This window comes from Acinetobacter sp. ANC_7513 (genome assembly GCF_056779915.1).
Genome location: NZ_JBWYIW010000004.1, coordinates 129,440 through 153,015, shown reverse-complemented (window position 1 = coordinate 153,015; position 23,576 = coordinate 129,440). Strand labels below are relative to the sequence as shown.

21 protein-coding genes and 1 tRNA gene are annotated in these 23,576 nt (G+C 37.9%); 6 read left to right on the top strand and 16 right to left on the bottom strand.

What is annotated here, in order from left to right:
• Positions 1-73: 73 nt before the first annotated feature.
• From rarD to uvrB, 3 genes are all read right to left on the bottom strand, one after another.
• Positions 74-1,018: an EamA family transporter RarD gene (gene rarD, locus AC1M9B_RS06995; RefSeq protein ID WP_481608841.1), complete on the bottom strand. Its 945-nt coding sequence runs from the start codon at positions 1,016-1,018 to the stop codon at positions 74-76.
• A gap of 106 nt (positions 1,019-1,124) precedes the next feature.
• A complete protein-coding gene (locus tag AC1M9B_RS06990) occupies positions 1,125-1,727 on the bottom strand; it encodes a lipocalin family protein (protein WP_481608840.1) in 603 nt (200 codons plus the stop codon).
• 122 nt (positions 1,728-1,849) lie between these two features.
• The gene (gene uvrB / locus AC1M9B_RS06985) at positions 1,850-3,871 is read right to left on the bottom strand and encodes an excinuclease ABC subunit UvrB (RefSeq protein ID WP_481608839.1); all 2,022 of its coding nucleotides are present in this window, start codon (positions 3,869-3,871) and stop codon (positions 1,850-1,852) included.
• 190 nt (positions 3,872-4,061) lie between these two features.
• Between uvrB and AC1M9B_RS06980 the strand changes: the two genes are divergently transcribed.
• The 4 genes from AC1M9B_RS06980 to AC1M9B_RS06965 all read left to right on the top strand — a co-directional run bounded on the left by AC1M9B_RS06980 (position 4,062) and on the right by AC1M9B_RS06965 (position 11,083).
• Positions 4,062-4,847 carry an A1S_2505 family phage non-structural protein gene (locus AC1M9B_RS06980; RefSeq protein WP_481608838.1) on the top strand — a complete coding sequence of 262 codons (786 nt, stop codon included), beginning with the start codon at positions 4,062-4,064 and terminating at the stop codon, positions 4,845-4,847.
• 76 nt (positions 4,848-4,923) lie between these two features.
• Positions 4,924-6,339, top strand: a complete 1,416-nt coding sequence (locus tag AC1M9B_RS06975) for a diguanylate cyclase (RefSeq protein WP_481597356.1) — start codon at positions 4,924-4,926, stop codon at positions 6,337-6,339.
• A gap of 145 nt (positions 6,340-6,484) precedes the next feature.
• Positions 6,485-7,927: a sensor domain-containing diguanylate cyclase gene (locus AC1M9B_RS06970; RefSeq protein WP_481608837.1), complete on the top strand. Its 1,443-nt coding sequence runs from the start codon at positions 6,485-6,487 to the stop codon at positions 7,925-7,927.
• Between the two features lie 261 nt (positions 7,928-8,188).
• On the top strand, positions 8,189-11,083 hold the full coding sequence (locus AC1M9B_RS06965) for a calcium-binding protein (RefSeq protein WP_481608836.1): 2,895 nt from the start codon (positions 8,189-8,191) through the stop codon (positions 11,081-11,083).
• A 42-nt stretch (positions 11,084-11,125) separates the two neighbouring features.
• On the opposite strand, the gene AC1M9B_RS06960 is transcribed toward AC1M9B_RS06965, so the two are convergent.
• The gene (locus tag AC1M9B_RS06960) at positions 11,126-11,308 is read right to left on the bottom strand and encodes a hypothetical protein (RefSeq protein WP_179997905.1); all 183 of its coding nucleotides are present in this window, start codon (positions 11,306-11,308) and stop codon (positions 11,126-11,128) included.
• Positions 11,309-11,523: 215 nt separating this feature from the next.
• Between AC1M9B_RS06960 and AC1M9B_RS06955 the strand changes: the two genes are divergently transcribed.
• Positions 11,524-12,750, top strand: a complete 1,227-nt coding sequence (locus AC1M9B_RS06955; protein WP_035265512.1) for a pyridoxal phosphate-dependent aminotransferase — start codon at positions 11,524-11,526, stop codon at positions 12,748-12,750.
• A 502-nt stretch (positions 12,751-13,252) separates the two neighbouring features.
• On the opposite strand, the gene AC1M9B_RS06950 is transcribed toward AC1M9B_RS06955, so the two are convergent.
• Positions 13,253-13,696, bottom strand: a complete 444-nt coding sequence (locus AC1M9B_RS06950) for a hypothetical protein (protein ID WP_481608835.1) — start codon at positions 13,694-13,696, stop codon at positions 13,253-13,255.
• A 239-nt stretch (positions 13,697-13,935) separates the two neighbouring features.
• On the opposite strand from AC1M9B_RS06950, the gene AC1M9B_RS06945 reads away from it, so the two are divergent.
• A tRNA-Asn gene (locus AC1M9B_RS06945) sits at positions 13,936-14,011 on the top strand.
• 86 nt (positions 14,012-14,097) lie between these two features.
• Here the strand turns inward: AC1M9B_RS06945 and AC1M9B_RS06940 are convergent.
• The 11 genes from AC1M9B_RS06940 to AC1M9B_RS06890 form a co-directional block, all read right to left on the bottom strand.
• Entirely contained in the window at positions 14,098-14,751 is a 654-nt protein-coding gene (locus AC1M9B_RS06940; RefSeq protein WP_180028430.1) for a MiaE family protein, read from the bottom strand.
• Between the two features lie 14 nt (positions 14,752-14,765).
• Complete coding sequence (gene pdxJ / locus AC1M9B_RS06935; RefSeq protein ID WP_035267175.1) at positions 14,766-15,491, bottom strand: pyridoxine 5'-phosphate synthase; 726 nt, start codon at positions 15,489-15,491, stop codon at positions 14,766-14,768.
• A gap of 9 nt (positions 15,492-15,500) precedes the next feature.
• Positions 15,501-16,214, bottom strand: a complete 714-nt coding sequence (gene recO, locus AC1M9B_RS06930) for a DNA repair protein RecO (RefSeq protein WP_481608834.1) — start codon at positions 16,212-16,214, stop codon at positions 15,501-15,503.
• Between the two features lie 12 nt (positions 16,215-16,226).
• Positions 16,227-16,418, bottom strand: coding sequence for an NF038104 family lipoprotein (locus AC1M9B_RS06925; RefSeq protein ID WP_481608833.1), 192 nt, complete (start codon positions 16,416-16,418; stop codon positions 16,227-16,229).
• 26 nt (positions 16,419-16,444) lie between these two features.
• Positions 16,445-17,473, bottom strand: a complete 1,029-nt coding sequence (era, locus tag AC1M9B_RS06920; protein WP_035267178.1) for a GTPase Era — start codon at positions 17,471-17,473, stop codon at positions 16,445-16,447.
• Complete coding sequence (rnc, locus tag AC1M9B_RS06915; RefSeq protein WP_035267179.1) at positions 17,470-18,171, bottom strand: ribonuclease III; 702 nt, start codon at positions 18,169-18,171, stop codon at positions 17,470-17,472. Before rnc ends, era begins: the two co-directional genes overlap by 4 nt.
• Positions 18,143-18,517 (bottom strand): DUF4845 domain-containing protein, encoded by a 375-nt coding sequence (locus AC1M9B_RS06910; protein WP_035267180.1) that lies wholly within the window; start codon positions 18,515-18,517, stop codon positions 18,143-18,145. The genes rnc and AC1M9B_RS06910 overlap by 29 nt, the downstream gene beginning before the upstream one ends.
• Before the next feature lie 25 nt (positions 18,518-18,542).
• Entirely contained in the window at positions 18,543-19,397 is an 855-nt protein-coding gene (gene lepB / locus AC1M9B_RS06905) for a signal peptidase I (RefSeq protein ID WP_481608832.1), read from the bottom strand.
• A 16-nt stretch (positions 19,398-19,413) separates the two neighbouring features.
• Entirely contained in the window at positions 19,414-21,231 is a 1,818-nt protein-coding gene (gene lepA / locus AC1M9B_RS06900) for a translation elongation factor 4 (protein ID WP_035267184.1), read from the bottom strand.
• A 163-nt stretch (positions 21,232-21,394) separates the two neighbouring features.
• A complete protein-coding gene (locus tag AC1M9B_RS06895) occupies positions 21,395-21,856 on the bottom strand; it encodes an acyl-CoA thioesterase (protein ID WP_481595972.1) in 462 nt (153 codons plus the stop codon).
• A 112-nt stretch (positions 21,857-21,968) separates the two neighbouring features.
• Positions 21,969-23,354: a Do family serine endopeptidase gene (locus AC1M9B_RS06890; RefSeq protein ID WP_481591417.1), complete on the bottom strand. Its 1,386-nt coding sequence runs from the start codon at positions 23,352-23,354 to the stop codon at positions 21,969-21,971.
• Positions 23,355-23,576 lie beyond the last annotated feature (222 nt).

The following is a 23,576-nucleotide window of genomic DNA, read 5'->3' as shown; positions in this document are numbered from 1 at the left end:
GAATAAGTAATTATTCTTATCATTCAGTCAAAAACTCTTATGTACAACTCATCCTTATGTAATTACATGAAACTTAGTGCTCATCTTTTTGGGCTAGACGCGATTGTAGTTTCTTATGTTGATATTGAAGTAACTTTTCAGTTCTTCTTTGACGATAGAGATAAATTGCACCTTCCAAAATAAGGAGCAATACAGCAAACCAAATTGGAATATAAGTCAACCATTCTCCTGATTCCACCCGTTCACCCATTGCCATTGATGCTCCTGCCAACAAAATCGGCTCTAAATAACTCAATAACCCAAAAATCACAAATGGAAGATATCTGCTCGCCAAGATGTAACTTCCAAGCCCTAAGGCACTTAAGCAACCTAGACCCAGTACGGCTAAAATGAGATATTTAAACTCAATGATCAGGGGCAATGTGTTTGAATAAAAAAATGCTAGAAAAACAGCAACTGGAATAACCAGCAATAAATCCCACCAGAATCCACCTAAATGATCTGTTCCAAATTTTCTTCTTAAAAAAAAGTAGATCGGATAAGCCACAGCAACATACATGGTTTCCCATGCCACAGTACCGATGCGCCAGATTTCATGGCTAACACCAAGAATTGCAAAAAACACTGCTGCAATTTGCCACTTTGAGAGCTTTTCTTTGTAAAGAACGCAACCAAAGAGAACCATCACCAGAGGCAACAAAAAATATCCTAAAGAAACCTCAAGCCCCCGACCATTGATTGGCCCCCACAAAAATAACCAGAGTTGAGTTGTACACAAAAATGAACTGATCAAGAGCCAAATTAAAATAGATGGTTGTTTGCAAATTTTATTATAAATTTCTCGAACATATTTTAGATCACCCGACCACCACATAAACAGCGTTAAGAAAGGTAACGTGGCTAACATTCGCCAAGCAAAGGTTTGCTCGCTGTCTAGTGGTCTAAGAAAATACGTATAAAAATATAGCACCCCAAATGTCACTGATGCCATAACTGACAATGCTATACCTTTTAACATATCTGAACCTAAATTTTACCAAACGATATTATAGCTAGAATTCGTAGCAATAGATGTTGATGCATAAAAAAACCACGCCTTAGCGTGGTTCTCATCATTTTCAACATTATTTTGTTGAACCAGGTGCTTGACCCGTTTGCTTTGTACGTATCACATCGCTTAAGTCATAACCAACGGATTTAGCATAATCAAGATACTCATTCACAACTGCTTGATCAGGATTATGCGTGCGAGAAAGCACCCACATATACTTACGTTTAGGCTCACCCACAAGTACAGTTTGATAATCCTCATCCAGTTTCAGCACCCAATAATCTCCACGACCAACTGGTAACCATCGAATAGCACTCGGCAAGAAACTAACTTTCAATTTTGTATTAAATGGCTTATTTTGTACAAATGCCTCACCCACTGACTGTGTCACTTTACCGTCAGCAGTAAAACAACGGTTATCAACATTGACATTACCATTTTCATTTAATGTATATGTCGCAGTCACATCACGATCACACTTGTTTTGGAAATAAAGTGGCTTACGTGCTACTTCATACCAAACACCTAAGTATTTATCGAGTTCAACTTTTTCAACAGTATTGAGTGGCTTGTCCTGAGCATAAACCATCGTTGCTGCCCCTAAACCAACCAATAAGGCACCACCCAATACAATCTTGCTAACATTGAAACCAGCAGATGGGAGATTCTTGATCATCTAAATAACCCCTATTTATTGAATTTGTTTGTGAGTATTCATTTACTCTTGAACAATAACGGTTATTTTTCGGCTTAATGTTACGTTATGTGATGATTTTACAGTGTTTTCTGTAAATTAAATCACTGAATTAACTGTGCTTTTAAACGCACGATCTCATCACGGAAACGCGCTGCTTGCTCAAACTGAAGCTCTTTCGAAGCTTTGAGCATTTCCTTCTCCAATTTAGCCAAATGTTTTGCCAATAGTTTTGGATCGGAAACTATATGGCGCTCATCCGCACTTAATGCACGTGCTTGTCCTGATACATTCTCATCAATTGACTCATCATCATACACTTCACCAGTATCAATTTCTTTGATGACTTGGCGGACTGCTGAACGCGGAGTGATGCCATGTTCTAAGTTAAAATTAATTTGTTTGGTACGGCGACGCTCCGTTTCATCAATTGCTTTTTGCATTGAATCCGTAATCCGATCTGCATATAAAATAGCCTTTCCTTCAACATTTCGAGCAGCACGACCAATGGTTTGGATAAGTGAGCGTTCTGAGCGTAAAAAGCCTTCTTTATCGGCATCTAAAATTGCAACTAAAGATACCTCAGGCATGTCTAAACCTTCACGGAGTAAGTTAATTCCAATCAATGCATCGTAGACACCTGTTCGTAATTCATGAATGATCTTCACACGTTCGACAGTATCGATATCAGAGTGCAAATAAGCTACTTTGATCCCGTACTCTTTTAAATATGACGTCAAATCTTCAGCCATACGTTTGGTTAACGTTGTGACCAAGACGCGTTCATTTTTATCTTTACGTTGATTAATCTCCGAAAGGACATCGTCCACCTGAGTCAATACTGGTCGAATTTCAATGACGGGGTCAATCAACCCTGTTGGACGCACCACCTGCTCAGCAATTTGTTCTGATTTTTCTAATTCATAATTTGCAGGCGTCGCACTGACATAAATTGTAGTAGGAATAATACGTTCCCACTCTTCAAACTTCATTGGTCGATTATCCAATGCACTTGGCAAGCGGAAACCATAATTCACTAGATTTTCTTTACGTGATCGATCGCCTTTATACATCGCACCAATTTGAGGAACCGTAACATGCGATTCATCAATAATAAGTAATGCATCCTCAGGCAGGTAGTCGAAAAGCGTTGGCGGGGCCTCTCCAGCTGGTCGACCTGATAAATGTCTCGAGTAATTCTCAATACCATTGGTATAACCAAGCTGTTGCATCATCTCAAGGTCATATCGAGTACGCTGTTCAATACGTTGAGCTTCAAGCAATTTATCTTCAGCTCTGAAATATGCCAAGCGCTCTTTGAGTTCTTCACGAATCGTTTCGATGGCACGCTGCAAGTTATCTTTAGGCGTCACATAGTGACTTTTAGGATAAATCGTGATTCGTGGGACTTTACGAATCATTTTTCCAGTCAAAGGATCAAACCAGCGGATCGAATCCACTTCATCATCAAATAGCTCAATCCGCACTGCATTTTGTTCTGACTCTGCGGGGAAAATATCAAGAATTTCTCCACGAATTCGATAAGTACCTCGTAAAAATTCGAGTTCATTACGCGTATATTGCATTTCTACCAATCGACGAATCAACTCATCACGGCTGACTCGATCACCTGTCACAATATGTAAGAGCATATTCATATATGCGTTAGGATCACCTAAACCATAAATGGCGGACACCGAAGCAACGATAATGGCATCCTTACGCTCAAGCAAAGCACGCGTTGCGGACAACCGCATCTGATCGATGTGATCATTAATAGCAGAATCCTTCTCAATAAAAGTATCAGATGACGGTACGTATGCTTCTGGCTGATAGTAATCGTAATAACTTACAAAATACTCAACAGCATTATGTGGAAAAAAAGCTTTAAATTCTCCATAGAGTTGAGCCGCAAGGGTTTTGTTGTGTGCCATTACAATAGTAGGACGTTGTAATTGCATAATCACATTCGCCATCGTATAGGTCTTACCAGAGCCTGTTACCCCTAATAGCAATTGATCCTTAAAACCTTGTTGTACTCCTTTAACAAGTTTCTCAATTGCTTGAGGTTGATCTCCTGCAGGCTCGTAATTAGTTACTAATTCAAATGGACGACTGTCACTCACTCGATAATTCTCGCTATACAGATGATAAAAATATGCAATAACACTGGTAATGCATGGCTTGCTTGCTCAAATCTTTATGATTTACTCATCTGATGATGAGGGTGAAAACCATAAATTCAATCAATTTTACTTGACCCTTACAGCAATCAATTGCACCATGAACTTAAATTGCATGTTGATGTAAAAAACTATGACTTACCAATATCACGATGAAACGATTATCAACAGTTTAAATGAAGATACAGTATTTGTATTTGGTAGTAATTTAGCAGGCACGCATGCAGGTGGTGCTGCAAAAATTGCACTTCAACATTTCGGTGCGGTTAAAGGTGCTGGCCGCGGCTGGGCTGGACAGAGCTATGCAATACCCACCATGAATGAGCATTTGCAACAAATGCCTCTATCCCAGATTGAACACTACATCAATGATTTTAAGATCTATACAAAAAACCACCCCAAGATTAAGTATTTTATTACAGCAGTTGGTTGTGGTGTAGCAGGTTACAAAGTTGCTGAAATAGCACCCATGTTCAAAGGTATATCAAAAAATGTGATTTTCCCGATTTCATTTAAACCTTTCGTTGAACGAACCTTTCCTAAATTAAGCCAACCTTTATTACATGCCATTTTTTCTTCCGAACTACTGTTCGCAGATTCTTTAGAAACGGCATTTGAGCAACTTAATTTAAATGAATCTGAAAAGAAACTAGCCAATATTTTGATCGAAACGCCAATGTTCCCCGTGGACAGTAATGGACGTGAACGCATATTTGAAATCGAAGATATCCTCTATCATCTAAAAGATCAAACCTTCCAATATGAACCTAAGTCCGATCGTGCATTCATGATGGGTGGTGTGGTATTGGCTTTACTTGAACTCTACCAAATGAATGAACAAGATTTTGTTGATGTTTGGCAAGGGCTTAAGTCAATTTCTGCGCCAAAACCTGAGCATCGAGCAAAAAAATCAGTTTAATAAGATGTTGATTTTATAAGATTCATTCACTTATATTGTATAAATGAATGAATTTTAAACACCAAGGCTCGCATCTATGGATCATTTAGATCTGACCATCTTTGATTTATCTCCAATTGCGATGTGGCTACAAGACTTCAGCGGTGTTAAACAAATTTTTGAACAATGGACTGCTGAAGGTATTGAAGATATTGAAGCATATTTGATGGAGGATCACAGTCGTCTCCACCTTTGCTTGAGTACGATTCATACCTTACGTGTTAACCAAAGTACGCTTAAACTGTATGAAGCAAAAAACTTAGAAGAAATTTTAGAAAGTTTTCAGAAGTTCCTTCATCCTGAAGTCAGCACTTTCCAAATCCAATTTTTCGTATCACTTTGGAAAAATACTGAACATCATATTCCAGTGATCAATTATACGACCAATGGAAAGCGTTTAGATGTTCAATTACGCGGTATGAAATTAAAAGGTTATGAGGATAATTGGAAATGCCTACTCATGACCACCGAAGATATTTCCCAATATCAAAAAGCACGTCATTTTGCCGAATCCTTATTTACTTATAATCCAACAGCACTATGGATCATGGATTTTAGCCAAATTAAAAAAAGATTTGAGCTGCTCCGTATGCAAAACATTGAAAATTTAGATCAACACATTCATCAACATCCAGAATTTGTTGTGGAATGCTTCGAGCAAATACAATTCATTGATGTTAATGAAGCGGCGCTCAAACTTTTTGCTGTGAAAGATAAATCTCAATTTTTACATCATTCCCATGATTTATTTGATATTAAACGTTTGGAAAATTTTAAAAGTCAGCTACTTCAATTGTGGAATCATGAAGAATATCAACAGCGTGAAAGTAGTTTCTACAACGCGAATGGAGAACAAATCTTCGTTTTAGAACAGTTAAATATTTTTCCACATAATTTAGATGATTGGGCGGTGATACAAGTCGCCCTTACAGATATCACTGAGCGAAAAAAATTAGAAAATCACTTACATTATTTGGGTCAACATGACATTTTAACTGATTTACATAACAGAACTTATTTTAACGAAGAAATTGAACGGATTGAGCAACTTGATCTCTATCCAGTGTCTTGTATTTACATTGACATGAACGGTTTAAAAATCATCAATGATCAGTTCGGACATGATGTCGGTGATCAGTATCTAAAAAACTTTGCCGAAATTCTTCAATTTGTCACCCACAAAAAAGATTTTTCAATTTCTAGAATAGGTGGCGATGAATTTGTATTATTGATGCCTCATGCCGATGGTGAGCAAGTTAAAATCCTTGTTCATGATCTTGAAACTCAAATACATCAACATAATCTAGATCACCCTCATCTTTCTATCAGCGTTTCACTCGGACATGCCACAAGACTTAAAGGCGAAACCTTAGAAGATATGTTACGCCGTGCAGATAAATGCATGTATATTAACAAGCATCATTTTTATCAAAATAAAAATCTAACGAATTGAGCATAGGATTTAGCTCAACGTTAGCTTAGCTCAAAAAAGTGCCTTAAATCACAAAAATAACAAAAAATTTGAATTTTATATCAAAATAATTTAGTGCTATATTATCCACAATTTATTGTTTTAAAAGAAAAGTTCAAGGATAGTTATGGAGATACTTGATTCATCAATTTTTGATTTATCTCCTATCCCAATGTGGTTGGAAGATTTTAGTGCCATTCAAACCATCTTTAACCAATGGCGTAGTGATGGGGTCACTGATTTAGCTTTACATCTGCAGCAAAATCCAGATCTTGTGACTTTATGCGCACATCAAATTAAGATTGTTAAAGTAAATCAAAAAACTCTCGATCTTTTTGAAGCACAAAGCCTTAAACATCTCACACAAAATTTAAGCACCATTTTCCAACATCAAATGTTTGATGCACATGTAGCGGAATTAGTTGCACTTTGGAAGGGTGAATTAGAGTTTACAAGTACAACCACTAATTTTACCCTGAGTGGTCAACCCTTAGACATAAAACTGCGAGCTGTCGTTTTACCTGGTTCAGAACAAAGTTTAGACCGTATTTTGCTTACTACAGAAGATATTAGTGGTTATATGCAAGCTCGGCGTTTAGAAGAAAAAAATCGTCGATTAGCTGAAGCAAGATTTAGTTATTCACCCACATCATTATGGGTTGAAGACTTTAGTCGCATTAAATTAAGACTCGATCATCTTAAATCAATTGGTATTGATGATTTCAGAATTTTTTTAGATGTCCATCAGGATTTCGTAAAACAATGCATTGAAGACATTGTATTACTAGACGTCAACCAAGCAACATTGGATTTATTCAAGGCATCGACGAAATCAGATTTATTTCAAAATCTAAAAAAAGTTTTCTCGAAAGAAATGCATCAAACTTTTAAGGAACAATTGATCGAACTATGGAATGGGAAAATTCATCATAGTCGTGAAGCGATCAACTATGCTTTGGATGGTTCAATTCGTTATGTTTTACTTCAATTCACTGTGTTTCCAGGTTATGAAGAAGATTGGGGACTTGTACAACTTGCCCTAACGGACATTACAGCGCGAAAAAAAGCTGAGAGCTATTTAGAATATTTAGGTAAACACGACGTTTTAACAAAACTCAAAAATCGCTCGTTCTACACTGAAGAAATCCATCGATTGGAACGCGCACTTATTCGCCCAGTTTCTGCAATTTTTCTAGATATGAATGGCCTTAAACCGATTAATGATCAATTTGGTCATGATGTAGGTGATGAGATTTTACGCAGAATGGGTAATATCTTAAGTAGAACGATTCAAAATACCAGTTATACAGCCTCTCGAATTGGAGGTGATGAATTTGTTATCCTGATGCAAGGTGCAAATGAAACTACCGTTCAGTCGACGATTTTGACCATTCAAGAATTATTGAATATCGATAATCAATATTATTCTAACCATATCATCAGTGCATCAATGGGATTTGCTACAAGCCTTGAGAATGAAACAATTGAGGATATGTTAAAGCGTGCAGACCAATCCATGTATGATCACAAGAGACAATACTACAAATATTTATCCAATAAAAATCAATAGTTTACAATATTTATATTTTTAGATCATACATTTTATTTACTCTTGAAACACTAGTCTTTGCACTGGTGTTTTTTTTGAAAAAAATCAATCTTATTCAGTTCTCATATAAGCTTTACTATATTTTTCATTAAATTATGACAAAAAATTCATGATCTTGTCTAACAAAAGAAATTGATTTTAAATTAATAAAATGTGATTCTCATCACACTTTAATCACGAACAATGATTAAAAACACTTTATTTTTATAAGAGACTATAACAATGGCTTTGTTCAATTATAAATCATTCGATTACTTACCTAACTTTAAATTAAGTTCAGTTCTCTCAATTCCAGCTCAACTCGTTGGTAATGGTCTAATCGCTGCCACCAATGCTGTGAATACTGTTTTTGATGTAGTTTCTCCTATTGGTTTAGCAGGTAATGCTTTACTTGGCAAACCTTTCGAAGCAGTGCACGAACTTGGTGATAAAATTATTGATGCAGCTTCAGATGCAGTGAATTCAGTGGGTAAAGCACTTGATGCAACCATCGAACCGAATGACACTCATCATAAAAATGAGTGGGAAGACAAAGAACTCAGCTTAGATAACATTTTAAGCCTTCCTGGGGATTTAATTGGAAACACCATTATCGGTGCAACCAATATTGCCAATGATATTCTTGATGCTGCTGCACCGATTGCTATTGCAGGAAATGCACTAATCCCTGGTTTTGATGTTGTTCATAAAGCAGGTGATACGATTATTGATGCTGTCTCTGATGTGGCTCATGACATTGGCTCAGCGATTGGCGGGACTATTGAACCTAAAGATACGCATTATGATAATGAATGGTCTCAAGAGCTTCCATCAGCTACTGAAAACCTAAAATCAATTGTGAATACAGTTACAAATCAAGTTGAAAATGCACTTGAACCTATTTTCGATTATGTTCCTGATTTCAAATTTAGCTCAGTACTTTCTATTCCAGCTCAGTTACTAGGTAATGGTTTAGTCACGACAGCAAATTTAGTCAATACAGTTTTAGATGTGGCTTCGCCTATTGGCCTAGCAGGTAATGCTCTACTTGGTAAACCATTTGAAGTTGTTCATGAGTTAGGTGACCGCATTATCGATGCAGCATCGAATTTACTCAGTGGTGCTGGTGAGGCCCTCGGCTCAAATGTAGAAGCAAAAGATACACACCACAAAAATGAATGGAAAGATGGCGAACTTAGCCTTGATTCAATTTTAAAAATTCCAAGTGAGCTGGTTGGTAATTTGATTATCGGCAAAGATGGCATCGTGAATGATTTATTAGATAGCGTTGCGCCATTGGTTAAAGTTGGTGATAAATTCATTCCTGGTTTCGAAGAAATTCATAAAGCCGGTGATGCAATTATTGATCAAATTTCAGACATTATCGTAAATATTGGTAAGGATATTGGTGCTACTCTTCCACCTTCAGACTCACATTTTGATCGAGAATGGGGGCAACCAAAACAACCAGATCAATCTAATCCATCAGATGACGGTCGTCCTAAATTCTACAAAATTGACAATCAATTCAGTTACCGCGTAAGTGAATCTGCATTTAAACAAGTTCAAGAACTATATAACAAGTTTATCTCAACTGGTTCTTTACAAGGTAAAAATTTCTGGCGCCCTATTTATACCGTGATCAAAGAAGATTTAGCATCAAATGACGCAGTTGATCAGGGTACTAAAAACTGGTTAAAAGTTGCTGAAGCTGTTGCAATAGCTGATCCTCAGAGCTTCCTTTATCAATATGTTCGCTTAGGAACAGGTAAATCACTCGCAGATAAAGGCATCTATATTACGGATGAACAATTCTGGCAAGCATCAAATGTATTGATCAAAACTTTAGCTGACAATTTCTTGAATGGCGTTAAAAATGCTGATGGCGAGACTGTTGTTCCAGCAGGATATTTACCAAGCTCTGATGGTAAGTTTGGATTGGTACTTATGGATGCAACGCAAGCTCTTGAAAACTTGGGTGGCGAGCTAGGTGATTGGACAGGTATCACACCATTAAGTATTCTTGATCACTATTTAGGTGTGGATACTTCACAATTGAATGGTGGTGATAGCCGTCCGTTTACTTGGTATTTAGAGCTATTGGGTGATGTAGTTAAAGCCAACTTAAAAGCTGGTGCGAGTATCTTTGATGTTGTGAATCAGATCGTGACTGAGGGCTTAAACTTCGTTGGACAATTCATCAAAGGTGAAATATTTGATGATGGCTTCTCTTCACGTGATCAACTTGTAAATACATTGACTCAACTTGCTTACGCATATGCAGGTGATTTGGCTGGTTCTGTAGCAGTAGCGACAAACTTATTTAACCCTAACACCAACATTATTACCACTTACTCAGTTTTCGGACGTACCTTAAACGGTAAAGATGGTAATGACATCATTAAAGGCGGTGTCGGCAACGATACGCTTGTAGGTGGTAAAGGTGATGACTTGCTCTTTGGTGGTTGGGGCAATGACATTCTAAAAGGTGGTGAAGGCATCAATGTCCTCGTAGGTGGTCGTGGTGACGATACCTATTATGTACAATCAAAATATGACTTCGTACTTGAACACAACTATGAAGGTACAGACACCGTCATAAGTTCTGCAGATCAGTATCAATTAACTGAAAATGTTGAAAACCTTACGCTGATCAATCCAATCAAAGAACTTTTGATTGCTGGATCAGAAATTCAACAAAGTGGTACGGGTAACCAATCTGACAACATTATCACAGGTAGCAAATTCGTAAATAACGAATTAAAAGGCCTCGCCGGAGATGACACCTTAATCGCAAATGGTGGTCTGATTAACATCTTAAATGGTGGTATTGGTAATGACAAATTGTATGGCGATCTTGGTAACGAGACATACTATTTTGATCAAGGCTTTGGAGTAGATACAATCTATGAAAAAGGTGGTCAAGATACCATTCAATTTGGTGCTGGTATCTCAATTGATGATTTACTCGTTCAAGACTCTGGGAATGATCGTATCATCAAACTTAAAGATTCTTCTGATCAAATCACTATTAAAGATTGGGCAAAAGGTGAAGCACATCAAGTTGAATCAATCGTATTTAAAGACGGTTCTACATTCAACTTACTGACTCTAGATCAAAGCTTAAGTTACGTGTAATTCTTTCCCGCAAAAAAATAGGTGCTTAAAGCACCTATTTTTTTATCTTTTACCCATTGAGCGACGTGTACCACGTGGCGGCATCCATGTGCGATCAGCATAGCGCTGAGGCTTTGGACGTAGATCTTCGATTTCTTCATCAGCTTGCTTTGCGTCATTCACTTGCTTGATAGGAAATGGAAGATTCACTACAGGCTTCTTTTTGGGAGAATTTTCCGAACTCATTTGAGACCACTCATTTCAATCTAACGCTATTGTACGGAAATTTGTTTTTTTATGCGACCCACGTTGTTTAATATGGATATGTATCATTGCATTAAAATTCGATGAATTTCGTGATTTTTTGCTAATTTGCCTAGATATTGGACGACTAAAACATTCAATTTAAGCTAAGATAGTGTGCTTTTTATTTTTTAATCCCTATAAGAAGGAATACTGCCGTGGACGTACGTCTCTCTGATCGTGTCAATGCCATCAAACCGTCCCCAACGCTTGCTGTGACCAATAAAGCTGCAGAACTTAAAGCTGCTGGTAAAAACGTTATTGGTTTAGGTGCAGGTGAACCGGATTTCGATACACCACAACACATCAAAGATGCAGCAATTGCAGCGATTAACAACGGTTTTACTAAATACACCGCAGTTGACGGTACGCCAGGTCTTAAAAAAGCAATTATCGCTAAATTAAAACGTGATAATAACCTTGATTATGCTGCTAACCAGATTCTCGTTTCTTGTGGCGGTAAGCAATCATTCTTTAACCTTGCGCTTGCATTGTTAAATAAAGGCGATGAAGTAATCATCCCTGCTCCATTCTGGGTAAGCTATCCAGATATGGTGATCATCGCAGAAGGTGTGCCAGTTATTGTTAAATGTGGTGAAGAACAACGTTTCAAAATCACACCAGCTCAATTAGAAGCTGCAATTACTGATAAAACTCGCCTAGTTGTTTTAAACAGCCCTTCTAACCCAACAGGTATGATTTATACCAAAGAAGAATTAGAAGCATTAGCTGAAGTTCTTCGTAAATATCCTGAAGTATATGTTGCTTCTGATGATATGTACGAACCAATTCGTTGGGACGACGAGTTTTATAACATTGCTACAGTTGCACCAGATCTTTACGATCGCGTAATCGTTCTCAACGGTGTATCTAAAGCATATGCAATGACAGGTTGGCGTATCGGCTATGCAGCAGGTCCTGCTAAATTAATCGGCGCAATGAAGAAAATTCAATCACAATCTACTTCTAACCCAACTTCAATTTCGCAAGTTGCGGCAGAAGCTGCATTGAATGGTCCTCAAGATGTACTTAAACCAATGATTGAAGCTTTCAAACGCCGTCATGATTTGGTTGTTAATGGCTTGAATGATATCAAAGGCATTACATGCTTACCTGCTGACGGTGCATTCTATGCTTATGCAAACATTCGTCCATTGATCCGTGCAAAAGGTTTAAAATCTTGCACAGAATTCTCTGCATGGTTATTGGAAGAAACTGGTGTTGCGGTTGTTCCTGGTGATGCATTCGGTTTAGGCGGTTATATGCGTATTTCATATGCAACAGCAGATGAAGTATTGGTTGATGCGCTTGCACGTATCAAAAAAGCAGCTGACTCAATCGAAGGCGTAGATGCAGCAATTGCTTCTATCGCAGCTGAAAAATAATCTGATAAATTAATCAGATCAAAAACCTGCGATTTTCGCGGGTTTTTTTTATTAAATCTAAACCCTTCATGCACCTACTTAACCCAATACGCAACATAAAACCTTTTGGTTAATACGCTCGTTCACTGAATCGAACAAAGTGTGCTTTTAGGATTGGATAAACGTCGGAGGTTTTTTTAAAGCTATCCAAACATGATCCATCAGTGATCCAAATAGAATATTGAAAATATTGAAATTTAAACACTATTCATAGTATCGATAGCTCAATCTGAAAGATCATATTTATCACTGAAAAATCCCATTTATAGATATGCTTTGCACCATCATATAGAAGATAAAACCGATCTAAGCAACCACAATATAGGATTTAATTAATAAAAAAAACTTCTAGAAACACCAATTCACCCTACTAAAGAAGATAAAATGACACAGGCTAACTTGGACTATATTTAAAAAAAATCAATTCATTCAACAATTTCAGATTTGACTTGTGAAAATTTGCCTAAACTGCAAGCTGCTTATTAAACAAATGCTTTGAAGGACAAGAACAACTTAGGCATTCAACATAATATTTAAGTGGTGACTTTAATAAAATCTCGCTCACCGCATTCGACTCATTTACCCAAGCAAACGATTTATTCGTGCCAAGAATGGCATTCCCTTTTATGGAGTAGATATAGAGTTTATTTACGTTAGGTGTTAAGTCATTTGCTGCCAAATATTGTTCAAGCGTGCATGATTGATCGTAATCAACAGACCATTTTTCAGAAAACCACAGCTGTAATAGCTCACCCAAAACCAGATGATGTTTTTTAAAAGGAAATACATCAATTACCGCGCCCTCTACTTCAATAAAATAAGAACTAGGCGAATTCAAGATAGACAGGTAATTTTGTTTATAGAATTCAAGATTGGAAAAGATCTGAGAAATGGTAAGCGTATTCATTCGCTTTCTCCTATTTTAGCCATTTAGTGCTGGCAAGTTGGTATAAATCCACACTGCTTAAAACTCTGTTTCAAGCGCTCTGTTGTTAAATAAATCTAACAAGCTCATTCTAAATTGGCAAGTAAATTAAAAAAAAACATTTTATTTGAGCAAATAAACAACATGCGGCTCAAAAGTGACAATTGTATGGCAATTTACACTTGACCCAATCTTAAATCCCCTTATAATCGCATTCAGATTCTCCAATAGCTCAGTCGGTAGAGCGACGGACTGTTAATCCGCAGGTCCCTGGTTCGAGCCCAGGTTGGAGAGCCAAATACTAAAAAGCCCAAGCATTTAAGACTTGGGCTTTTTTTATGCAAAAAAAATCCCCCACTTGGGAGGATTTTCTCTACCATATTTTAAGCTGCTTTTGCTGGAACTCCACTGTGAAAACGGAAGGTTTCATCAGGTGTTAAGATGAGTTGCTTTTCAACTTCACGAATGTGCTCTATACGACTTTGAATATCCTCCTCAGGATCTTTCAATTTCGCAGTTTTAGCCACATCCAGAGCTAGAGCCAAATAATCCTCGTAATGGCGTGATTCAGATTTTAGTAAGTAGCGATAATAGCGCCCTAATTCCTCATCGACTCTAGGCGCTAATGCATAAAAACGTTCACATGAGCGTGCTTCCACAAACGCACCAATAATTAAAACATCAATTAGCGCTTCTGGTTCATACGTCCGAATTTCTTTGCGTAAGCCACCCGCATAACGCCCAGCACTTAAACCGACCCATTGCTGCCCGCGCTTATTCATAAACTCTAAAACCTGCTCATAATGCAGCATTTCCTCACGCACTAATTGAGCGAGCTTAACTTGTAAATCTACAAAAAAGCTGTATCTAAACATGAGATTCATGGCTGTACTGGCTGCTTTCTTTTCACAGTTCGCATGATCTTGCATCAAAATATCAAGATTATTTACAGCCTCATCTAACCAAGCTTGTGGAGTTTCGCAACCAAGGAAGCTTATGACAGGCTTCATTAATTCATCATAATCAATATTTGACATAGTACTCATCAATCTTATCGTGCAGCTTTGATTGCTGCTTTCATATCTTGAACTGCTTGCGTAAGTCCTTTGAAAACAGCATCGGCAATCAGAGAATGTCCAATATTCAATTCGTGTATTTGAGGAATTGCTGCAATAGGAGCAACATTGTCAAGATTAAGTCCATGCCCAGCATTTACGACCAAACCTTTAGCAGCAGCGTATTCTGTTCCACGGATAATACGTTGTAACTCCACCTGCTGTGCTTCTTCTGTTTCAGCATCTGCATAAGCACCTGTATGAATCTCAATAGTTGGCGCACCACAGGCAATTGCAGCATCAATTTGTTCAATATCAGCATCGATAAATAACGATACATCACATCCAATCGCTGCTAATTCCTGTGTAGCAGACTTAACAGCCTCAAAATTACCAACAACATCTAAGCCACCTTCGGTCGTGACTTCTTGACGCTTTTCAGGCACAAAACACACATGATGCGGCTTTATTTCTTTAGCAAATGCCACCATCTCATCTGTCACTGCCATTTCAAGGTTCATGCGTGTTTTAAGTACAGGGCGCATGCGACGGACATCATCATCATGAATATGACGACGATCCTCACGTAAATGTAATGTAATGCCTTCAGCCCCTGCCTCTTCACAAATTAGTGCTGCCTGTACTGGATCCGGGTAGCGTGTGCCTCGAGCCTGTCTTAGAGTTGCAACATGATCAATGTTCACACCAAGCAATGCAGCCATAACATTTTCCTAATTTGATTTTGATTGAGCGTTTTGAATCCACAATTGACGACTTTTTAGTGGGCGATCACCCAATAATGAAGTAATCATTTGACGATATAATTTATTCAACAATTGTAACTGTTCAGCGTTGAAATCTGTACCATTTTCATAATTTATCATGCTGAGAATTTGCTCGCCTGTCAGTGTAGCGGCACTTGAATACTGAACTGGTATGAAGCCTTCGTTTAATTGAAATTGATATTTTTGTGAAGTTAAAATTACATTTTGGTGTGCATCTATCGAGTAATCAATCGCATAACCAAGCTCTTCTAGAAGTACGTATTCAAATTGACGAAGAATTTGCTTCAAGAATTTGTTAGGATTTGAATGTTGAGCTAATTTTTGTAAACTTTCTAATGTCTTGTGGTACTGTGCAAAAGTATCTGGCATTGCCTCTTCTAATGGACATAATCTCAATAAGATTTCATTTAAATAAAATCCTGAAAAGAATGCATTTCCATGAAAAAAAATAGGATGATTAACAATTTCTAATTTTGTGAAATTTTTTAATTCAGACTTACCTGTCGCTTGGAGTGCGATAGGCTGATATTGCGGTGGTGGAGGTTGTCTTAGTATGCCGTCAACTCGTCCATACTCTTCAGTGAATAAATGGACAATATGACTCCGCTCTCGATACTTTCGATGATGGATTAAGTATCCATGCAAAAGTTCATTTCGCATCGACTAATCTTATTATTTATTTTTCTTTAGTTCTTTTTCATCATCGTCATCACCATCGGGAATAACAGCCCCAACTACTGCTGCAGTACCTTTGACGACTCCTTTGGTGGTTTTATACGCAACTTTTACAGGAACTGTGACAACTTTATGAATGCAACCTTGTAAAACCAAAGCACATACAATTATCGCAACCATCTTCATCATCATCAGCTCCTATAACCGTTTAATCCTTAGATATCACTATACCCTAGGCTTTTTAATGCACGCTCATCATCAGACCAACCGCCTTTGACTTTAACCCAAAGGGTGAGCATGATCTTTTCTTCGAACATTTTTTCCATATCAGCACGTGCATCCATACCAATTTTTTTCAACTTTGATCCTTTTTCACCGATGACAATGGCTTTTTGCCCAGGGCGATCAACAAAAATCGTAGCATCAATATAGGTACAAGCAGGCTTCATACGACCAGTTTTCTCATTTAAAGTCGCTTCTTCTGTTTTAAACGATTCAATTTGAACCGTTAAATCATATGGAAGCTCTTCACCCAGTTGACGCATGATTTTTTCACGAATAATTTCAGAAGCTAAGAAGCGTTCAGAACGATCTGTGAGTTGATCTAGTGCATACAATGGTGGTTGAAACGGTAAGTATTTTTCGATCGTATCTCGAAGATGATCAAGGTTAGCGCCACGCAATGCCGATACCGGAACGATCTCAGCAAAATTCATTAATTTAGTACGTTCTTGAATTAGTGGTAATGCCTGATTTTTATTCTCAAATGTGTCCAATTTATTAATGACCAAGATGACAGGCATTTCGGCATTTTTGAGCTTCTCAAGGACTAATTCATCATTTTGAGTCCATTTGTCAGCGTCTACAACAAACAGTACAAGATTTACATCACGCAAGGCTGAATGAGCTGCACGATTCATCATTTTATTGATAGCACGGACTTCTTTCTTATGCATTCCAGGGGTGTCAACAAATACTGCCTGAGATTTCTCACGCGTATCAATACCCACAATCTTGTGTCGAGTTGTTTGAGGCTTACGAGACGTAATCGAAAGCTTCTGACCCAAAATATGGTTCATTAATGTAGATTTACCTACATTCGGACGACCTACAATTGCTACAAAGCCACTTTTGTAGTCTGAGGGAATTGTAGTACCTTGAGAACTAAAAAATTGATTGATTAAATCATTGCCGCTGTCTTGCGACTCGTGATCAGCATCGATGTGATCGGAATGAGTAGTCATGAAGACTTTTGCTCCAAAAATTTTAAAATTTCCGCCGCTACTGCTTGCTCAGCAAAACGACGACTTGAACCCTCACCCATACATTTTGGCAAGCCTTCAACCATACACTCCACTTTAAAATGTTGGTTTGGTGCATCACCCTGAATATCAACAACCTCATACACTGGGAGAGGTTTTTTACGAGCTTGAAGATACTCTTGTAAACGGGACTTAGGGTCTTTCAATTGATCTGTTGGTTCAATATGATCTAAATAAGGTTCATACCATTTCAACACAATTGATTCTAACAACTTTAAATCTTGGCTATCAGTATAAATTGCACCAATAATCGCTTCGACTGTGTCAGCGAGTATCGACTCTCTATGATGACCACCAGATTTTAATTCACCAGTACTGAGTATTAAACTCTGACTAAGTTTCAAATCTGTTGCAATTTTGCCTAACGCTTCTTGTCGAACCAAAGTAGCTCGCATACGCGTCAGACGACCTTCGTTTTCATGTGGATAAGCATGATAAAGGTAATTGGCAATAATCATACCTAACAATGAATCGCCTAGAAACTCTAGGCGTTCATAGTTATGTTTATGGCTAACCGATCGGTGTGTCAATGCAAGTTGAAGTAATTCAATTTTCTTAAACTGATAACCGATGCGACTCAGTAAGCGAGAATCACTTACTTTGAACTGACCTTTGATCAAAACTTTTCTCGAATGTGAGGACTAAATCAATATTAAATAAGAATGGCTTTCTTACTTCATATTTCTTTGTCACTTGTAAACCTTGTTTAGATTTGACAGTCGCAATATCTTTAAACTCAATGTCACGGATATTGTTCATGCTAAATTTCTGCCCCATTGTTGAAGCAAACTGTTGTGGTGTTGTCGCCTTTGAGCTGATTGCAACTTGTTCTTCAATCAATTGATTGATTAGTCGGTCATCCCAATAAGGCTGCCACAATGCTACGAGCACTTTAAGTCCAAATGCCGCAACAATTACCCCTAATAAAATCGCTGTATACGATGCACCACGTTGAGTGTTACGCATTTTTTATTATCCATATATTTGAAGATTACTGAATTTGACCATTACGACTGAATGATGGCAATTTCAAACCAGCTTCTTTATGCATCCATACATAAATTGCTTGTCCTGTTAAATTTGCCTCAGGTACGAATCCCCAGATTCGACTATCAGCACTCTGATCACGGTTGTCACCCATGGCAAAATAATATCCTTTCGGAACAGTTACTTCCCAGCTTTGACCATTTGTTCTCACAAAGCGATCATTCGCAGTGGCAACATAAGGAAGATCTTGTTTGGTTTGTGCATAATTGAAATGCGCAATAATCGGGTTTTGACCTTCCAAATTACGAACCAAATACTTATGATCACCTAAAGTTTCATAATGATAAATTGAATTTGGCGTGTCTGAAACATCTTTTTCACGATTAAATTCAGCCGGTTCCGTTACAACTTTTTCACCATTGATGGTTAATTGATTATTCTCAAAAACGATATGATCACCAGGTAAACCAATAATACGCTTAATATAGCTAATTGATGGGTTTGGTGGATATCTAAATACCGCCACATCACCACGTTCAGGCTCATTGACATTCAAGACTTTGGTGTTGCTAATCGGTAAACGAACACCATATTGATATTTGTTCACCAAGATATAATCACCCGTTTCCAATGCCGGAACCATGGATTCAGAAGGAATATTATAAGGTTCAAAGAAGAATGAACGCAGCACTAACACAACTGCAAGTACAGGCCAAAAATCATATGCCCATGTAATAATGAAATTTTCATTCCCTTTTCCTTTGGTTGCTCTTTGTTTGAGCACCAATTTATCCAGCAACCATAATCCAAAAAAGATTAGGGTTGCAGGTACGAGAATGAGGTTAAAATCAAAATCCATGGGATATTCCTTGTTGTTATCGCTCTACTTTTAAAACAGCTAAGAAAGCTTCTTGTGGGATCTCTACACTACCCACCTGCTTCATACGTTTCTTACCTTCTTTCTGTTTAGCGAGAAGTTTCTTCTTACGTGAAACGTCACCACCATAACATTTTGCCAATACGTTCTTACGCATTGCTTTTACTGTTGAACGCGCGATAATTTGAGCACCAATCGCAGCTTGAATCGCCACATCAAACATTTGACGAGGAATCAAATCTTTCATTTTTTCTACAAGTGCAATACCACGATGACGCGCATCTTGACGGTGACAAATCATTGCCAATGCATCAACTTTTTCACCATTGATCAAGACATCTACTTTTACAAGAGAAGAAGACTCAAAACGGATGAAGTTATAATCTAATGATGCAAAACCACGTGAACATGATTTCAATTTATCAAAGAAATCCATCACGACTTCAGCCATTGGTATCTCAAATGTAATGGCTACTTGGTTTGCCATAAACTTCATATCTTTTTGAACACCACGTCGCTCAACACACAACGTCATTACATTGCCAAGATATTCTTGTGGCACAAGGATATTACATTCTGCGATCGGCTCACGAAGGTCTTCTACAGTAGATCCATCTGGCATTTTTGATGGACTGTCGATATAAACTGTCTCACCACTCTTCATGACAGCTTCGTAAATTACAGTCGGTGCCGATGAAATCAGGTCTAGATCATATTCACGCTCTAAACGCTCTTGAACAATCTCCATGTGCAGCATACCCAAGAAACCGCAACGGAAACCAAATCCTAATGCATCTGAACTTTCAGGTTCAAAGAATAATGCTGAATCGTTAATTTGCAGTTTTTGTAATGCTTCACGGAAAGGTTCAAATTCACTCGAATCAATTGGAAATAAACCAGCATATACCTGTGGTTTAACTTTTTTGAACCCAGGTAAAGTTTCTACTTCCGGCGTTGTAGCAAGTGTAATCGTATCACCAACTGGCGCACCAAAAATATCTTTGATACCAGCAATCACAAAGCCGACTTCACCTGCTTCTAAAATATCAGTTTCTGTATGTTTAGGATTGAAAATACCGACAGAGGTAATGATGTGCGTTTGACCTGTTGATTTCATCAACATTTTATCGCCTTTACGCACACGACCTTGCTTAATACGAACTAAGGATACAACACCTAGATAGTTGTCAAACCATGAGTCAATAATTAAAGCTTGAAGCGGCGCTTCACGGTCACCCGTCGGAGCAGGAATGGTATTCACAAGTGTTTCTAAAACACCTTCGATTCCTAATCCAGTTTTAGCTGAACACGTAGGTGCTTCAGTTGCTTCAATTCCGATAATGTCTTCAATTTCTTGAATAACACGCTCTGGTTCAGCTTGAGGTAAATCAATTTTATTAAGTACTGGAAGAACCTCAAGACCTTGCTCAATAGCTGTATAACAGTTTGCAACTGACTGAGCTTCAACACCCTGAGCTGCGTCAACAACTAAAAGTGCACCTTCACAAGCAGCAAGCGAGCGCGAAACCTCATATGAGAAGTCAACGTGCCCAGGTGTATCAATAAAGTTCAGTTGATATTCTTCGCCATTAGGGTGTGTATAATAAAGCGTCACAGATGCAGCTTTAATGGTAATCCCGCGCTCACGCTCAAGCTCCATTGAGTCTAGAACTTGCGCTTGCATTTCGCGATCTTGCAAACCACCACAGGTCTGGATAAAACGGTCAGCTAAAGTTGACTTCCCGTGATCAATGTGAGCAATGATCGAAAAGTTACGTATATTTTTGATATTTACGGATTTTTTAGCTTGCGCCATGGGTTACCTTGAACAATAAATTGCGCTATGCATGAAATAAAAACTACATAGCAAAAGCTGTTTAACAAATTGCGGACGATTATAGCAGATGGATTTTTCAAAGTATTCATAATAATGAACACCATGTGGTGAAATATTTAATTCGTCCGACTCAAGCAATTCTTTAATTAGCGGGTAAAGAATAATCTTGAGTGAAATCCAAAGGATTTAATACCTCAGAAATAGGCTGATAAGCTTGAGTAAATGTTGGCGATAATCGTTTAGGTCTGCCTGTCGCAATCTCTACACAGGCCCATTTGGTATTTCCCACAAATAATAATGATTGGTCTGAAGGTCTAAAAAAAGCGTACTGACGGAATGAATACATCGCATTCAAATCATTAAGCCAAGTTCTTAAAATAATTTCATCATTTTCAAAACACGCCTTTCTGTAATTCATGTGATGCTCAACTGCAACCATGGCATGTTTGAGTTCTAGATATTGCTCAACCCCCAAACCCAGTTGTTCGATATGTGCTGTTGCAACATCTTGCATCCATTTTACATACACCACATTATTCACATGACCTAAAATATCAATGTCTTGTGCTGTTGCTTTTATTTTAAGGTCAAAGATTGTACTCACTGTATTCCCTTGTATTGCGTATTCATCATCAACATTCGAAAAGAGTTTAATATAATTTTAGGGTTAAATAAAAAAGACCTTGCTGTCGCAAGGCCTTTTATTCAATTTATGTTTATTTGATTCTTAATCCGATCATGGCATTTCGCCCTTCACGGATGATACCCACTCGTGCAACTGTATTCGTTTTAAGATTAGCCACCGCTTCCACAAAATCTTGTGTTGTACTTACATTCTTACCATTAATCGAGGTGATCACATCACCAGCCATAATACGAGATTGTGCCGCCAAACCTCCGCGTACAACCTCTTGAATGTAGACACCACCTTTAACACCAAGGCGTGTTTTTTCAACAGGTGCAAGTTCGCGTATCGCAACACCTAATGTAGGTCCGCGTTTTTTAGCTTCACTTACATTTTGCGCTTGTGCAGGTGTTTCATCTGGTGCTGATGCAAGTGTTGCTGAAATCGTACGTACACGTTCATCGCGCAAGATTTCTAACTGAATTTTTTGATTTGGCTGTGTTCTATTTAAGTAATTTAATAGCTCACTCGTTCTTGAAATTGCAGTTCCGTTGTATTTCAAAATAATATCATTTTGCTTTAAGCCAGCGCGCTCTGCTGGGGAATTTGGCGCAATTTCTGTAATTAAAGCACCTTCAGGTTTTGGTAATTTATAAGCTTCTGCGAGGTTACGATCAATCTCTTGTAATTGAACACCAAGATATGAGCGACTGACTTTACCATTTTTCTTTAATTGATCCGCCACATCCATCGCCACATCGATTGGAATGGAGAATGACAATCCCATATATCCGCCAGTACCACTGAAAATACGAGAATTCACACCAATCACTTGACCTTGTTGATTAAACAATGGTCCCCCAGAGTTACCAGGGTTTAATGCGACATCAGTTTGAATAAACGGAACTGATGTTTCACCCAACATATTTCTTGATTTGGCACTGACAATCCCCGCAGATGCCGAGTACTCAAAACCAAACGGTGAGCCAATGGCAAGAACAGGTTCTCCAACTCTTAATTGGTCGATATTCCCAGTCGAAAGTGCTGGGTAGTTCGTACCTTCAACTTTCAGTAATGCCACATCAGTACGTTCATCACTACCAATAACTTTGGCATCAATCTCGCGACGATCATTTAACATGATGGTGATTTGTGAAGCATTTTCTACAACATGATGGTTGGTAATCAGGTAACCATCACGGCTAATAAAAAATGCACTTCCAAAACCCGTTTTCTCTTGAGGAGCTTGGCGCTGCGGAATAATAATTTGATTGCCGAAGAATCGTTTCAGTAGTTCAGGTACTTGTTGTTGAAGAATTTCTTCTTGTGTCATTTTCTTAACAACATTCACGCTGACGACACCCGGACTTACTCGCTCTACAAGATTTGAAAAGTCAACAGTAGCCGCCGCTTGAGTTTGCACTGCCGCAGTAAAGACTGCAGCAAAAAGTCCTGATGCTATAACGCGATTTTTCATGTTAAGTGAACTCTCATTTATGATTCTTGGATAAAATAATTTTTAGCACAATCAAAATTCTCTGTGCGTAAATAAATGTTTCTATATTAATAGAAAACAATACTTTACTTAAAATATGATTAAAAACTATTAGTTCAAGTGCATAAAAAAAAATTTGATCAATCAAACTCTTGAATTTTGCTTTGAAAAAGAGCCATATTAACGCACTTTTAAAATTCAGTT

Bases quoted from the DNA above. Each gene is read 5' to 3' on its own strand.
- rarD (WP_481608841.1), bottom strand. From the start codon at position 1,018: ATGTTAAAAGGTATAGCATTGTCAGTTATGGCATCAGTGACATTTGGG.
- AC1M9B_RS06990 (WP_481608840.1), bottom strand. From the start codon at position 1,727: ATGATCAAGAATCTCCCATCTGCTGGTTTCAATGTTAGCAAGATTGTA.
- AC1M9B_RS06980 (WP_481608838.1), top strand. From the start codon at position 4,062: ATGACTTACCAATATCACGATGAAACGATTATCAACAGTTTAAATGAA.
- AC1M9B_RS06975 (WP_481597356.1), top strand. From the start codon at position 4,924: ATGGATCATTTAGATCTGACCATCTTTGATTTATCTCCAATTGCGATG.
- AC1M9B_RS06970 (WP_481608837.1), top strand. From the start codon at position 6,485: ATGGAGATACTTGATTCATCAATTTTTGATTTATCTCCTATCCCAATG.
- AC1M9B_RS06965 (WP_481608836.1), top strand. From the start codon at position 8,189: ATGGCTTTGTTCAATTATAAATCATTCGATTACTTACCTAACTTTAAA.
- AC1M9B_RS06960 (WP_179997905.1), bottom strand. From the start codon at position 11,308: ATGAGTTCGGAAAATTCTCCCAAAAAGAAGCCTGTAGTGAATCTTCCA.
- AC1M9B_RS06950 (WP_481608835.1), bottom strand. From the start codon at position 13,696: ATGAATACGCTTACCATTTCTCAGATCTTTTCCAATCTTGAATTCTAT.
- AC1M9B_RS06940 (WP_180028430.1), bottom strand. From the start codon at position 14,751: ATGTCAAATATTGATTATGATGAATTAATGAAGCCTGTCATAAGCTTC.
- pdxJ (WP_035267175.1), bottom strand. From the start codon at position 15,491: ATGGCTGCATTGCTTGGTGTGAACATTGATCATGTTGCAACTCTAAGA.
- recO (WP_481608834.1), bottom strand. From the start codon at position 16,214: ATGCGAAATGAACTTTTGCATGGATACTTAATCCATCATCGAAAGTAT.
- AC1M9B_RS06925 (WP_481608833.1), bottom strand. From the start codon at position 16,418: ATGATGAAGATGGTTGCGATAATTGTATGTGCTTTGGTTTTACAAGGT.
- era (WP_035267178.1), bottom strand. From the start codon at position 17,473: ATGACTACTCATTCCGATCACATCGATGCTGATCACGAGTCGCAAGAC.
- AC1M9B_RS06910 (WP_035267180.1), bottom strand. From the start codon at position 18,517: ATGCGTAACACTCAACGTGGTGCATCGTATACAGCGATTTTATTAGGG.
- lepB (WP_481608832.1), bottom strand. From the start codon at position 19,397: ATGGATTTTGATTTTAACCTCATTCTCGTACCTGCAACCCTAATCTTT.
- lepA (WP_035267184.1), bottom strand. From the start codon at position 21,231: ATGGCGCAAGCTAAAAAATCCGTAAATATCAAAAATATACGTAACTTT.
- AC1M9B_RS06890 (WP_481591417.1), bottom strand. From the start codon at position 23,354: ATGAAAAATCGCGTTATAGCATCAGGACTTTTTGCTGCAGTCTTTACT.